The organism is Bacillus sp. MAG717A, assembly GCF_036884855.1.
GTDB lineage: Bacteria > Bacillota > Bacilli > Bacillales > Bacillaceae > Bacillus > Bacillus safensis.
Window position 1 is genome coordinate 2,650,887 of sequence record NZ_CP145733.1, and the last position, 13,248, is coordinate 2,664,134.

Genomic DNA, 13,248 nt, shown 5'->3' on the forward strand with positions numbered 1-13,248 from the left:
TACATTGTACAAGACTGAAACAGGTATATTATAATGATTCATACTAGTGACGGAGGTGTCAATCAACATGGCAGATGAAATCAAAAAGAATGTTCCGCTCCTCCCATTGCGAGGCTTGCTTGTTTATCCAACAATGGTCTTGCATTTGGACGTTGGACGCGAGAAGTCTGTTCAAGCATTAGAACAGGCGATGATGAACGATCATATGATTTTTCTAGCAACACAGCGGGAAATTTCAATAGATGAACCAGGTGAAGAGGAAATTTTCAAAGTCGGCACCTACACAAAAATCAAACAAATGCTGAAGCTGCCGAATGGAACGATTCGTGTACTCGTAGAAGGCCTAAATCGAGCGCAGATCGAATCATATGTGGAGCTTGAGGACTATACGTCCGTCGATATTAAAGAATTGGCAGAAGAAGATTTAAAGGACGCAGAAGCAGAAGCACTTATGCGCACTTTGTTAGATCACTTTGATCAGTACATAAAAATTTCAAAAAAAATCTCAGCTGAAACATATGCAACGGTGACGGATATTGAGGAACCGGGGAGAATGGCAGATATCGTTGCTTCTCACCTGCCGCTTAAATTAAAGGACAAACAAGAAGTACTGGAGACAGTGGATGTTAAAAAACGTCTGAATCGTGTCATCAGTTTAATTCACAATGAAAAAGAAGTGCTGGAAATTGAAAAGAAAATTGGACAGCGTGTCAAACGTTCAATGGAACGAACGCAAAAAGAATATTATTTGCGTGAACAAATGAAAGCCATCCAAAAGGAGCTTGGAGACAAGGAAGGGAAAACAGGCGAGGTCAGTTCATTAATGTCTAAAATCGAAGAGTCCAGCATGCCGGATTCTGTTCGTGAAACGGCGTTAAAAGAATTGAATCGTTATGAAAAAATTCCTTCAAGCTCTGCGGAGAGCTCTGTCATTCGAAATTATATTGATTGGCTGATCAATCTTCCATGGGGCATCTATACAGAAGATCGTCTAGATTTAAAGCTGGCAAGTGAAATTTTAGATGATGAGCATCATGGGCTTGAAAAAGTCAAAGAACGTGTGCTTGAATACCTTGCTGTACAGAAGCTGACCAATTCATTAAAAGGACCGATTCTTTGCTTAGCAGGACCTCCTGGGGTAGGGAAAACATCACTTGCCAAGTCCATTGCTAAATCACTTGACCGGAAGTTTATCCGTATCTCTCTTGGCGGTGTGCGTGATGAATCTGAGATTCGGGGACATAGAAGAACATATGTAGGCGCGATGCCAGGCCGTATCATTCGCGGGATGAGCAAGGCAGGCACAATGAATCCGGTGTTTCTTTTAGATGAAATTGATAAGATGTCCTCTGATTTTAGAGGTGATCCGTCTTCTGCGATGCTTGAAGTGCTGGATCCAGAGCAAAATCACAACTTTAGCGATCACTATATTGAAGAGACATTTGATTTATCACAAGTGTTATTTATTGCCACTGCCAACAATTTAGCAACCATTCCGGGCCCACTTCGTGATAGAATGGAGATTATCACGATTGCAGGGTATACAGAGGTTGAAAAAGCAGAGATTGTGAAAGATCATCTTCTGCCGAAGCAGCTAAAGGAGCACGGATTAAAGAAAGGGAACTTGCAGCTTCGTGAAGCAGCGATTTATGATATGATTCGCTATTACACAAGAGAAGCAGGAGTTCGTGGATTAGAGCGTCAGCTTGCGGCCATTTGCCGAAAAGCGGCAAGAGCGATTGTGGCTGAAGACCGCAAACGTATCACGGTGACGGAAAAGAACCTATCTGAATTTCTCGGAAAAAGACTTTACCGTTATGGTCAGGCTGAAACGACAGACCAAGTCGGGGTTGTCACAGGACTTGCGTATACGACAGTTGGAGGAGACACCTTATCAATTGAGGTATCACTTTCTCCTGGTAAAGGCAAGCTCTTGTTAACAGGTAAGCTTGGTGATGTCATGAGAGAATCTGCACAGGCGGCATTCAGTTATATTCGTTCTAAAGCAGATGAACTGAACATTGATCCTAATTTTAATGAAAAGCACGATATTCATATCCATGTTCCAGAGGGTGCGGTTCCAAAGGACGGGCCATCAGCTGGTATCACCATTGCGACGGCTCTTGTATCAGCACTCACAGGACGTCCTGTGTCAAAAGAGGTTGGTATGACAGGAGAGATAACGTTAAGAGGAAGAGTGCTTCCAATTGGCGGACTAAAAGAAAAAGCATTGGGCGCACATCGTGCAGGATTGAAAACCATTATTCTTCCAAAGGACAATGAGAAGGATATTGATGATATTCCTGAAAGTGTGAGAGAAGGACTAACCTTTATTCCGGTCTCACATTTAGATGAGGTGCTTGAGAAAGCGTTGGTAGGAGAGGGAAGATGAAAGTAACAAAATCAGATATCGTCATTAGTGCGGTGAAACCAGAGCAGTACCCGAGCGGTGGACTGCCTGAAATCGCGCTTGCTGGACGATCAAATGTTGGAAAGTCCTCGTTCATCAACTCATTGATTAATCGTAAAAATTTAGCGCGTACGTCTTCTAAACCAGGAAAGACACAGACGCTTAATTTCTACATTATTAATGATATGCTCCATTTTGTGGATGTTCCGGGCTACGGCTTTGCCAAAGTATCAAAAACAGAGCGCGAAGCCTGGGGTAGAATGATCGAAACGTATATTACAATGCGTGAAGAATTAAAAGCAGTTGTCCAAATTGTGGATCTGCGTCATAAGCCATCAGTAGATGATGTGAACATGTATGAATTCCTTAAATATTACGGAGTTCCCGTGATCGTCATCGCTACAAAAGCGGATAAAATTCCAAAAGGCAAATGGGAAAAACATGCGAAAGTCGTCAAACAGACGCTCGACATTGACCCATCAGATGAACTCATCTTATTCTCTTCTGAAACAAAAAAAGGAAAAGATGAAGCTTGGAATGCGATCCTTGCGAAAGTAAACAGCTAAAAAAAGCATCTGCGATGAGCAGATGCTTTTTTACATTGTTTTCTTTTCAGCGTGAGATGAAAACCCTTGAAGTCTAGAAAGGACGAGTACTGGCGCGGAGCGAATTTGATATTCGTGAGCACCAGCACGCAGGACTGACACCGAATGCGAGGGTTTGTCTTCTCGCTGAAGGCATCTGCGATGAGCAGATGCTTTTTTATTGTATAAGTTATTTCCTTTTTAAAAATAATAAGAGGAGACTGACAGCAATCAGTACATAAGGCCAGTACAATTCAAAGCCGGAAGTAGGAATCGAAAGGGAACTTAGCTGTTTTGTAATTTGCTGAAAGAAATAAAGGAACAGACCGAGTGCGATCAGCACAACACTTTCAATACGATATTCTTTTTTCTGAGATGATTTCACAAAGAGTGCAAGTCCTACGATGAATACAATCATCGTAAATGTGTCTGGCCAGTGGTCCAATTTAGGCTGAAGAATAAAGTGTAGCGAAAGGCCTGTCATGAGCATACCGATAAACACATGAGCGCTTTCTTGCTCCTTTTTTCCTTGATATAAGAACGCGAGGCCAAAAAGCAGTACAAGTGTATACCATTTCTCTTGATCCTTCCAAATGTCAAATTGACCTCCTGAGAGAATGGCATATAGCGCTACAGCCAATAAAGTGAGCGGCAGCAAAATGGATTTCTTCTTCAAAGATGTCACCTTCTTTTAAGCAGATCATTTGTCCGCACGCGCCAAATCTGGTAAATTGCTTGAAGTGATGATATGGCATAATTGGTGTCGAACATTTTTCTACTATATCACAACATTTTTGAAATCTGTTCACAATTTTTATCCAGTTAAAAATGAATATATGTTATAATCATTATAAATAATAAATTCTATATTGTAATTATTATAAATTAGACAGGGCGTTGGGGGTGCAAGCTGAAGTTATGCATATTCTTGTTGTGGGTTTAGATTATAAAACAGCCCCTGTTGAGATACGGGAACAGCTGAGCTTTGAACCGAGTGAGCTCGGAACAGCGATGTCCAAGCTTAAAGAAGAAAAAAGCATTCTAGAGAATATCGTCATCTCAACATGTAATCGAACAGAGATCTACGCAGTGGTAGATCAGCTTCATACTGGACGGTTTTATATAAAAAGATTTTTAGCCGATTGGTTCGGTTTAGAAAAGGAAGATGTCTCTCCATATTTGAAGTTCTATGAAAATGATGGAGCGGTTGAGCATTTATTCCGTGTGGCCTGTGGACTTGATTCCATGGTGATTGGTGAAACGCAAATACTTGGTCAAGTACGTTCCAGCTTTAAAGTAGCTCAAGAGGAGAAGACCATTGGTACCGTTTTCAATTATTTATTTAAACAGGCGGTAACCGTTGCAAAGCGCTCTCATGCGGAAACGGATATTGCGTCTAATGCGGTGTCTGTCAGCTATGCAGCTGTTGAGCTTGCTAAAAAAATCTTTGGACGTCTTTCTGATAAGCATGTCCTGATTCTTGGTGCGGGCAAAATGGGCGAACTGGCGGCTCAAAACCTTCAAGGGCAAGGAATTGGCCAAGTAACGGTCATCAACCGAACGTTTGAGAAGGCAAAGGAATTGGCGGGTCGTTTTTCAGGAGAGCCTAAGAGCTTAAACCAATTAGAAAAAACATTATCCGAAGCGGACATTTTAATCAGCTCAACGGGAGCGAAACAATTTGTCATTACAAAAGAAATGGTCGAAAGCGCGAATAAAAAGCGGAAGGGCAGACCTCTATTTATGGTAGATATTGCTGTACCACGTGATTTAGATCCAGCCATTTCTGAAGTAGAAGGTGCTTTTTTGTATGACATTGATGACCTTGAAGGCATCGTGGCTGCTAACTTAAAAGAGCGCCGTGCAGTGGCTGAGCAGGTTGAGCTCCTGATTGAAGCAGAAATTGTAGAATTTAAGCAATGGCTGAATACGTTAGGTGTTGTTCCAGTCATTTCTGCACTTAGAGAAAAGGCACTCACAATTCAAGCCGATACGATGCAGAGTATTGAGCGGAAGCTTCCAAACCTCACAAACCGTGAAATGAAGCTGTTAAATAAACATACGAAAAGCATCATCAACCAAATGCTGAAAGATCCTATCTTAAAGGCAAAAGAAATTGCCGCGGAGCCGAATGCAGAGGAAAAGCTTTTACTCTTTAAAGAAATCTTTGATTTACAGGTTGAAGATGAAGAGCAAAAGGTCGAACCTGTACAGGTGGAGCAAGGGGCATTTCAGCTGTTCAAACCAAATATGGCACAAGGCTTTGCTACAGTTGCTAGTGAGTGATTAAGCGATGATGGAATCCATTGTAGCGAGACTCAATGAAGCGACGATCTTAATCTATGCACTAAGTGTCTTGTTCTATTTCATAGATTTTCTTCAACACAACCGGAAGGCTGGAAAAATGGCTTTCTGGTTGCTTTCTATTGTCTGGCTGCTGCAAACAGTCTACATGTTCTATATTATGATGGAAACAGACCGATTCCCTGTGTTGAATGTAGCAGAGGGGTTATATTTTTATACGTGGGTGCTTGTGACACTTTCTCTTGTCCTCACAAAGGTATTGCGCGTTGAATTTATTGTCTTTTTTACAAATGTGATCGGTTTTTCCATGATGGCGATTCACACCTTTACACCATCTGACCTCCATTCAGCAGAACTAACGGGGAAGCTGACGAGTGAACTGCTCGTGATTCATATTACGATGGCAATTTTATCCTACGGTGCCTTTTCACTTTCATTTGCGTTTTCACTGCTTTATCTCTTTCAATATCGTTTGCTGAAAAAGAAAAAATGGGGAAAATGGCTTTTAAGAATTGAAGACTTATCAAAGCTAGATCATATGGCGTACGTATTAAATATTATTGGTGTGCCTATGCTCTTGCTTAGTTTAATTCTTGGCATCATTTGGGCATATATTTCGTATGATACGTTGTACTGGACAGATGCAAAGGTGCTTGGTTCGTTTATTATGCTGTTTTTATACGGCTTTTACTTATATATCAGATTGGTCAGAAATATGCAGGGCAAAATCGTGGCACTGTGGAATGTCGCTTCATTTCTTGTGCTGATGATCAATTATTTTCTGCTTGGTAGCTTATCAACCTTTCATTGGTTTCAATAATGATGAGTCTTAAAGGCATTGTCGGGAGGAAGACGTATTGCGTACAATTAAAGTAGGTTCTAGACGAAGTAAGCTGGCAATTACACAAACAAAATGGGTCATTCAAAAGCTGTCTGAACTAAACCCTTCTTATTCTTTTGAAATAAAAGAAATTGTAACAAAGGGTGATCAAATTCTAGATGTGACCTTATCTAAGGTTGGCGGAAAAGGACTGTTTGTTAAAGAGATTGAGCAGGCGATGCTAAATCATGATATCGATATGGCGGTGCACAGTATGAAGGATATGCCGGCTGCTCTTCCGGAAGGTTTAGTCATTGGCTGTATTCCTGAGCGTGAAGATGTACGGGATGCCCTTATTTCGAAGGATCATCTGAGTCTCAGCGAACTGCCTAAGGGAGCAATTGTGGGAACGAGCAGCTTACGGCGCAGCGCCCAGCTTCTTCAGGAAAGACCAGATCTTGAGATTAAATGGATTCGAGGAAACATTGATACGAGATTGGAAAAGCTGAAAAATGAAGAGTATGATGCCATTATTCTAGCGGCTGCCGGCCTGTCCAGAATGGGATGGAGCAAAGAGGTCGTGTCGGAATTTTTATCTCCTGAGACGTGCCTTCCAGCCGTTGGACAAGGCGCGCTGTCGATTGAGTGCCGCGGGGATGATGAAGAGCTGCTTAAGCTTCTCGCCCAATTTACGAATGAATATACGAAAAAAACGGTCCTCGCAGAAAGAGCCTTCCTCAAACAAATGGATGGAAGCTGTCAGGTGCCGATCGCTGGCTATGCAACGATGAATAAGCATAATGAAATTGAACTAACAGGTCTTGTTGCATCTGCTGATGGGCACACGATTATTCGCGAAACCGTCACAGGCACTGACCCTGAAGCAATTGGAACAGCGTGTGCGAAGCAGATGGCCGATAAGGGAGCAAAGGATTTGATCGACAAGGTGAAAAAGGATTTGTCTCAATGAGCATAGGCAAATCGCTTCACGGACAGACGGTGCTTGTCACTCGAAATGAACGTCAAGCGGGCGTGTTTCAGCAAAAGATTGAAGCGCTGAACGGCCATGCGGTTTTAACCTCTCTTATTCGGTTTGAGCCTACGCTCACCAAAGAAAAAGCGCAGGCCTTTGTAAAGGACTTAGAAAATAGCCACTGGCTTGTTTTCACGAGTGTGAATGGTGCGTCTTTTTTTCTGAACTACATAAAAGACCATCATTTACATAAGAGTTTATCCCATTTGAAAGTGGCTGCTGTAGGAGAGAAAACCTCTGCCTATCTTGAGCAGCACGGCTTGAAGGTGGATGTTGTGCCAGAACGATTTATAGCGGAAGAGCTGGCAGATGCATTACTTGACCATGTACACCCAGGAGAGCGTGTGTTTGTAGCAAAAGGGCATCTATCACGAGATGTGGTGAAAGAGGCCCTCGTTCCGCTCGGCATTGAGGTAAAAGAATGGATTTTATATGAAACAGTCAAGGATGAGGAAGGAATTGCTGCTCTTAAAACGGCAATGACGAAGCAATCATTTGATTTTATTACATTTACGAGCTCATCTACTGTTCATTCTTTTATGCATGTGATGGAAGCAGATGCAGCGATGCTTGCTGCATCTGACACCTGTTTTGTGACGATCGGTCCTCTGACAAAAGAGGCACTGCTTCAATACGGGATTTCTTCTGAAACCCCAGATACTTATACGATAGACGGAATGCTTGATTTGATGTGCCGTTTATCTGAAAGGAAGTTGAACCATTGATGAAATTTAACAGACACCGCAGATTGCGGACAAGCGCAGGAATGAGAGAATTAGTCAGAGAAACCTTTTTAAGACCATCTGATTTCATTTATCCGATCTTTTTTGTAGAGGGAGAAAATGTCCGAAAAGAAGTCTCTTCAATGCCAGGTGTGTATCACATTTCTGTAGATCTTGTGAAAGAAGAAGTCCAAGAGCTTGTTGATCTTGGCATCAAATCGATCATTGTATTTGGTGTGCCAGATCATAAAGATCATGTAGGCAGTGAGGCGTATCACGATCATGGCATTGTTCAAAGAGCTACGCTTGAGATCAAAAAGCATTTCCCAGAGCTCGTGGTGATTGCAGACACTTGCTTATGCCAATATACAGATCACGGACATTGCGGAATCGTTGAAGATGGAGAAATTTTAAATGATGAATCTCTTCAGCTATTAGCGAAAACTGCTGTCAGCCAAGCGCGTGCAGGTGCAGATATCATCGCGCCTTCAAATATGATGGACGGATTTGTTGTCGCCATTCGTGAGGCACTTGATGAAGCAGGCTTTATTCATGTACCAGTCATGTCTTATGCCGTGAAATATGCAAGTGCTTTTTACGGTCCGTTTCGTGATGCAGCACATAGTACACCGCAGTTTGGAGATCGTAAAACATATCAAATGGACCCTGCAAACCGTTTAGAGGCTCTAAGAGAAGCGCAATCTGATGTAGAAGAGGGAGCTGACTTCTTGATTGTCAAACCATCTCTTTCTTACTTAGACATTATGCGTGATGTGAAAAATGAATTTACACTCCCTGTTGTTGCTTACAATGTGAGCGGAGAGTATGCAATGGTGAAAGCCGCTGCTCAAAACGGCTGGATTTCTGAAAAAGAGCTTGTTTTGGAAATGCTGACAAGTATGAAGCGTGCAGGAGCAGAACTCATCATTACGTATCATGCAAAAGATGCAGCAAAATGGCTCTCAGAATAAAGAACGGATAGACAGGAGGACATTGAAATGGGACGTAGCTATGAAAAATCAAAGCAAGCATTTGAAGAAGCACAGCATTTAATGCCTGGTGGTGTCAACAGCCCTGTGCGTGCATTTAAATCAGTCAACACAGACCCGATTTTTATGGAACGAGGCAAAGGCGCCAAGATCTATGATATTGATGGAAATGAATACATCGATTATGTCTTATCATGGGGACCGCTTATTTTAGGACATACGAATGATCGTGTCGTTGAAAGCATTCAGCGAGTAGCGGAAAATGGGACAAGCTTCGGTGCTTCTACGTTAGTTGAAAATGAATTAGCTAAACTTGTATCAGAACGGGTTCCTTCCATCGAAGTTATTCGCATGGTCAGCTCTGGTACAGAGGCGACGATGAGTGCACTTCGTCTAGCTCGAGGTTTTACAGGCAGAAATAAAATTGTGAAATTTGAAGGCTGCTATCATGGCCACGGTGATTCTTTGCTCATTAAAGCGGGTTCTGGAGTGGCAACGCTTGGACTCCCGGATAGTCCTGGTGTTCCTGAAGGGACTGCAAGCAACACGATCACAGTGCCGTACAATGATTTAGAAAGCATTCAAGTTGCTTTCCAAGAATTTGGAGACGATATCGCTGGTGTCATTGTAGAGCCGGTCGCAGGAAATATGGGGGTTGTCCCTCCGCAAGAAGGTTTCTTGCAAGGACTGAGAGACATTACGGAGCAATACGGATCATTACTCATTTTTGATGAGGTCATGACAGGCTTCCGTGTGGATTATCACTGCGCGCAAGGCTATTTTGGCATCACACCTGATCTGACGTGTCTTGGTAAAGTCATTGGAGGCGGTCTTCCGGTCGGTGCTTATGGCGGAAGAGCGGATATTATGAGACAAATTGCGCCAAGTGGTCCAATTTATCAAGCAGGAACGTTATCAGGTAACCCTCTTGCGATGACAGCAGGCTTAGAAACTCTAAAACAGCTCACACCTGAGTCCTATGAAGAGTTTAAACGAAAAGGTGATCGTTTAGAAGAAGGCATTTCAAAAGCAGCGAAAGCATACGGAATTCCATTAACGTTTAACCGTGCGGGCTCCATGATTGGATTCTTCTTTACAAATGAAGAAGTGATCAATTATGACAAAGCGAAAACAGCTGATCTCGCTTTATTTGCTGAATTTTACAAGGAAATGGCCGATCACGGTATCTTCCTCCCGCCTTCTCAATTTGAAGGACTATTCCTATCAACAGCTCATACAGATGAAGACATCGAATATACAATTGAGACAGTGGAAAAGGTTTTTCAAAAACTACGTCGATAAAAAAAGCCGATATGGAGACATATCGGCTTTTTTGCATTGGAGAAAACCAATCATATTTTCACTTCCTCCCACATACAACTGTATTGACATCTAATTTTATTTTTTAAGGATTAGATGAAAGGAGGACACCGACTTGTCTCAAAACAATCGATTACAGTTTTCGGTAGAAGAATCCATTTATTTCAAAAGCGGACAGGAAGTCAGTGAGCTGCTGTCAATTTCTCTCGACCCTGACATTCTCGTTCAAGAAGTGAATGATTATGTTTCCATTAGAGGTTCACTCGAGCTAACAGGAGAATACAACATAAATCAAGAGGAGCTATTGGGTGAATTGAGTTCCTTTCCAACATACAGGGAAGCAGATGAGGTAAAGGTAAGAGAAGACGGAACGGCGGAGCTTCTGCATCAATTTCCAGTCGATATCACCATTCCGAAGAACAAAATTAGTCATTTAAATGATGTGTTTGTGTTTATTGATGCGTTTGATTACCAGCTGACAGAGAATCGTTTGCTTACCATTCAGGCTGATTTAGCCATTGAGGGCTTGTTAGACGAGGAAACGCCTCAAGCGCCTGTAGTAGAGGAGCCGTATGAATTTGTCCATCGTCCTGAAGAGGATTATGGCGATATGGCTTACGATTATCAGTTGCAGCCGGAACAAGAAGAACAAGAAGAGCTGCAAGGCGAAGAACATGAGGATGATGAGAAGCAGCCTATATTTCAACATGACACACGTGCTGAGCAAGAGGAACAGGAAGTGCAGGAAGTACAAGAAGAAGAGGAAGAAGCAATTGAGATAGAATTGGTGAACAGGGAAGTAGAGGAAGCGTCTGAAGAACCTGAAGAACCTGAAGAACCAGAAGAGCCGGAACAGCCGAATAACCAAGAAGAAGCTGTGGCGCTTGGCTATCGATCCATCCCTGAAGCTCACGTGCAGGAACCGCCATTTTTTGAACCACCTAAGCTTTTAGAAGAAGAGGAGAGGGATGATACATTCTTTGAAGTGGAAGTGAGAAAAGATCCGGAAGCTGCCGAAGAGCAGGAAGAAACGGTACAGTCATATCCTGCATTTGAATCACCTGCTTATCAAGTGGAACCTGAGCAAGAGGAGCAGGATGACGAATATCAGCTCGGGCGGTTATATGAACGGGAAGCACCTAAAATATATGAGTCAGCTCAAGAAGAAGAGGTGCTTGAAGAAGACGTGAGAGAAACGTCTGGCAGTGAGAACTCTCTTTATTTAACAAAGCTGTTCGCTAAGCAGGAGGAGGAAGATTTTTCTCGCATGAAAATATGTATAGTTCAGCAAGAAGATACGGTCGATCGTATTTGTGAGAGATATCAATTGAATGTGCAGCAGCTTCTTCGCACAAACTCATTATCGATTGATGCGGAGCTTGAGGAAGGACAGATTCTTTATATTCCTGAATATCAAAAAAGCAATGCATAGCAAGCGATGACTGACCGAGAAAATGTGGTGAGTGAACGTGGATGAAATCCAATCTGTCTTATACGAATACGGACTTGAGGCTGAATATATTGAACCTGTCAGTCCTGTTGTCATCAAGGTATATACAAAGCAGGGTGTATTTGCCCTGAAGCGAGTAAAAGCCAATCGGCATATGCAATTTACAGAACAAATGCTTGAACTAGAATCAAAGGGCTATCGCTCCTTTGTTCCGATTTATCGGACGAAGAGCGGTTCCTTTTTCTCAAGTCATCGGGAAAGCCAGTATGCATACTATCTGATGCCGTGGCTGACGAATGAAAAGAGAGAAGAGCAGGACGATAAGCACGAATATTTATTTCAAGAGATTGCAAGACTTCATAAGCGGACTGAAGTCATGATGGATATCACAGAGCAAGAGATAGAAGCGCATTACACCCAAATCAAGACCAAATGGGAAACAGAGAAAGACATGTATGAACGATTCATAGAGCGGGCAGAACAAACGTGGTATATGTCGCCATTTGAGCTGGCCGCTGCTATGTATTTTTCAGAGGCGATGTCTGCCAGCGAATTTGCGCTTGAGCGTTTAGAAGATTGGCATGAAGAAATGAAAGACAAAGAGACAACGCGTGTTGTGCTAAATCATGGACAGCTATCGATCCATCATTTTTTGTATAATGATGTAGGAACAGGACATTTCACCAATTTCGAGCGGTCTAAAAAAGCCGCCCCCATCTATGATCTTCTGACCTATTACTTTCGGACATTCAAAACCTATCCCACGTCTTGTCCTGAATGCACTTCTTTGTTTTATACGTATCAAAAAGGAAACCCTCTTCGGGAGGAAGAACTGCATTTGTTCCTAAGCTACCTTGCTTATCCGCAAGGGCTGTTTGATACAGTAAAAGCCTATGAAGCAGGCGGGCAGGATGAAATGGAAAGCTGTCAGCAGCTGTTAAGAGCGTATTGGCAGATGAAAAATTCTGAGCCGACCGTTATGAAGATTCATGAGATTGAGCAGGCTAGACGGCTTGAAGAAGAACAAAGTGCCTCGTCATCAGCGGAATGACGAGGTTATGCTGCGTTGGCTTTATATCGGCAGGTACATAAGCATGAGTTTTAAAACCAATCAAGATGAAAGGCACATGCAAGAAAAATAAGAATACCTAGAATGAGGACGTCAAATGTTGTAGGGAAAATGATCGTACGAAATCCTTGAAATATAGCAATCGGGAGAACGACTTGGGAGGCAACTGCCCGAATTTGTCTCAGCCAGGGGGGGAGTGTGTAAGGATTGATCTTCTTCAAATCAAACGCCCTCCTTCTTCATTTTGTTATTATCATATGGGCAAAAGGGCGAAGGGTGCCTGCCCAATTTGTATAAAGAAGAAGAAAAGCGGAAAAGATGATTGACGAAAACAAAAGGCATTTAGTAATATAAATAAAAGATGAGTATGTGCTGATGAACGTGATATATCGTAAGCGTGGATCAGGAAGAGTACGAGCAAGACCCTAAAGAGAGGGAAGCCAAGAGCTGAGAGGTTTCCTAGGATGTACTTGTTTGGAAGGTCGCCTGTGAGCTTAATTTCTTGAATGAACAAGTAGAGAAATTCGGGAGAACCCCGTTATCCTTT

Annotated in this window: 12 protein-coding genes and 1 other annotated feature (1 of these 13 cut by a window edge); of the genes, 10 read left to right on the forward strand and 2 right to left on the reverse strand. The window is 42.5% G+C overall.

Annotation, left to right across the window (positions count from 1 at the left end; all coding sequences use genetic code 11):
• The first annotated feature begins 67 nt into the window (after nt 1-67).
• Nucleotides 68-2,392, forward strand: a complete 2,325-nt coding sequence (lon, locus tag V6Z54_RS13610) for an endopeptidase La (RefSeq protein WP_039180421.1) — start codon at nt 68-70, stop codon at nt 2,390-2,392.
• Complete coding sequence (gene yihA / locus V6Z54_RS13615; RefSeq protein WP_056768031.1) at nt 2,389-2,976, forward strand: ribosome biogenesis GTP-binding protein YihA/YsxC; 588 nt, start codon at nt 2,389-2,391, stop codon at nt 2,974-2,976. The genes lon and yihA overlap by 4 nt, the downstream gene beginning before the upstream one ends.
• Nucleotides 2,977-3,184: 208 nt before the next feature.
• Here the strand turns inward: yihA and V6Z54_RS13620 are convergent, their stop codons facing one another.
• Nucleotides 3,185-3,670 carry a hypothetical protein gene (locus V6Z54_RS13620; protein WP_034279808.1) on the reverse strand — a complete coding sequence of 162 codons (486 nt, stop codon included), beginning with the start codon at nt 3,668-3,670 and terminating at the stop codon, nt 3,185-3,187.
• Nucleotides 3,671-3,912: 242 nt separating this feature from the next.
• Here V6Z54_RS13620 and hemA point away from each other — a divergent pair, with 242 nt between their 5' ends.
• The 8 genes from hemA to ysxE all read left to right on the forward strand — a co-directional run bounded on the left by hemA (nt 3,913) and on the right by ysxE (nt 12,683).
• The gene (gene hemA, locus V6Z54_RS13625) at nt 3,913-5,280 is read left to right on the forward strand and encodes a glutamyl-tRNA reductase (protein WP_039180415.1); all 1,368 of its coding nucleotides are present in this window, start codon (nt 3,913-3,915) and stop codon (nt 5,278-5,280) included.
• A gap of 7 nt (nt 5,281-5,287) precedes the next feature.
• On the forward strand, nt 5,288-6,118 hold the full coding sequence (locus tag V6Z54_RS13630) for a cytochrome c biogenesis protein (protein ID WP_024423174.1): 831 nt from the start codon (nt 5,288-5,290) through the stop codon (nt 6,116-6,118).
• Between the two features lie 37 nt (nt 6,119-6,155).
• Nucleotides 6,156-7,088, forward strand: coding sequence for a hydroxymethylbilane synthase (gene hemC, locus V6Z54_RS13635; RefSeq protein WP_338527421.1), 933 nt, complete (start codon nt 6,156-6,158; stop codon nt 7,086-7,088).
• Nucleotides 7,085-7,876 (forward strand): uroporphyrinogen-III synthase, encoded by a 792-nt coding sequence (locus V6Z54_RS13640; protein WP_041086481.1) that lies wholly within the window; start codon nt 7,085-7,087, stop codon nt 7,874-7,876. The genes hemC and V6Z54_RS13640 overlap by 4 nt, the downstream gene beginning before the upstream one ends.
• Entirely contained in the window at nt 7,876-8,844 is a 969-nt protein-coding gene (gene hemB / locus V6Z54_RS13645; RefSeq protein ID WP_029706177.1) for a porphobilinogen synthase, read from the forward strand. The genes V6Z54_RS13640 and hemB overlap by 1 nt, the downstream gene beginning before the upstream one ends.
• A gap of 27 nt (nt 8,845-8,871) precedes the next feature.
• Nucleotides 8,872-10,164: a glutamate-1-semialdehyde 2,1-aminomutase gene (gene hemL, locus V6Z54_RS13650; RefSeq protein WP_039180405.1), complete on the forward strand. Its 1,293-nt coding sequence runs from the start codon at nt 8,872-8,874 to the stop codon at nt 10,162-10,164.
• 133 nt (nt 10,165-10,297) lie between these two features.
• Nucleotides 10,298-11,614, forward strand: coding sequence for a LysM peptidoglycan-binding domain-containing protein (locus V6Z54_RS13655; protein ID WP_338527422.1), 1,317 nt, complete (start codon nt 10,298-10,300; stop codon nt 11,612-11,614).
• Nucleotides 11,615-11,651: 37 nt separating this feature from the next.
• The gene (ysxE, locus tag V6Z54_RS13660; protein WP_075611719.1) at nt 11,652-12,683 is read left to right on the forward strand and encodes a spore coat protein YsxE; all 1,032 of its coding nucleotides are present in this window, start codon (nt 11,652-11,654) and stop codon (nt 12,681-12,683) included.
• A 50-nt stretch (nt 12,684-12,733) separates the two neighbouring features.
• Here the strand turns inward: ysxE and V6Z54_RS13665 are convergent, their stop codons facing one another.
• A complete protein-coding gene (locus V6Z54_RS13665) occupies nt 12,734-12,922 on the reverse strand; it encodes a hypothetical protein (protein WP_003216497.1) in 189 nt (62 codons plus the stop codon).
• Nucleotides 12,923-13,090: 168 nt separating this feature from the next.
• Nucleotides 13,091-13,248 (forward strand) — a binding site (T-box leader) (it continues 73 nt past the right edge of the window).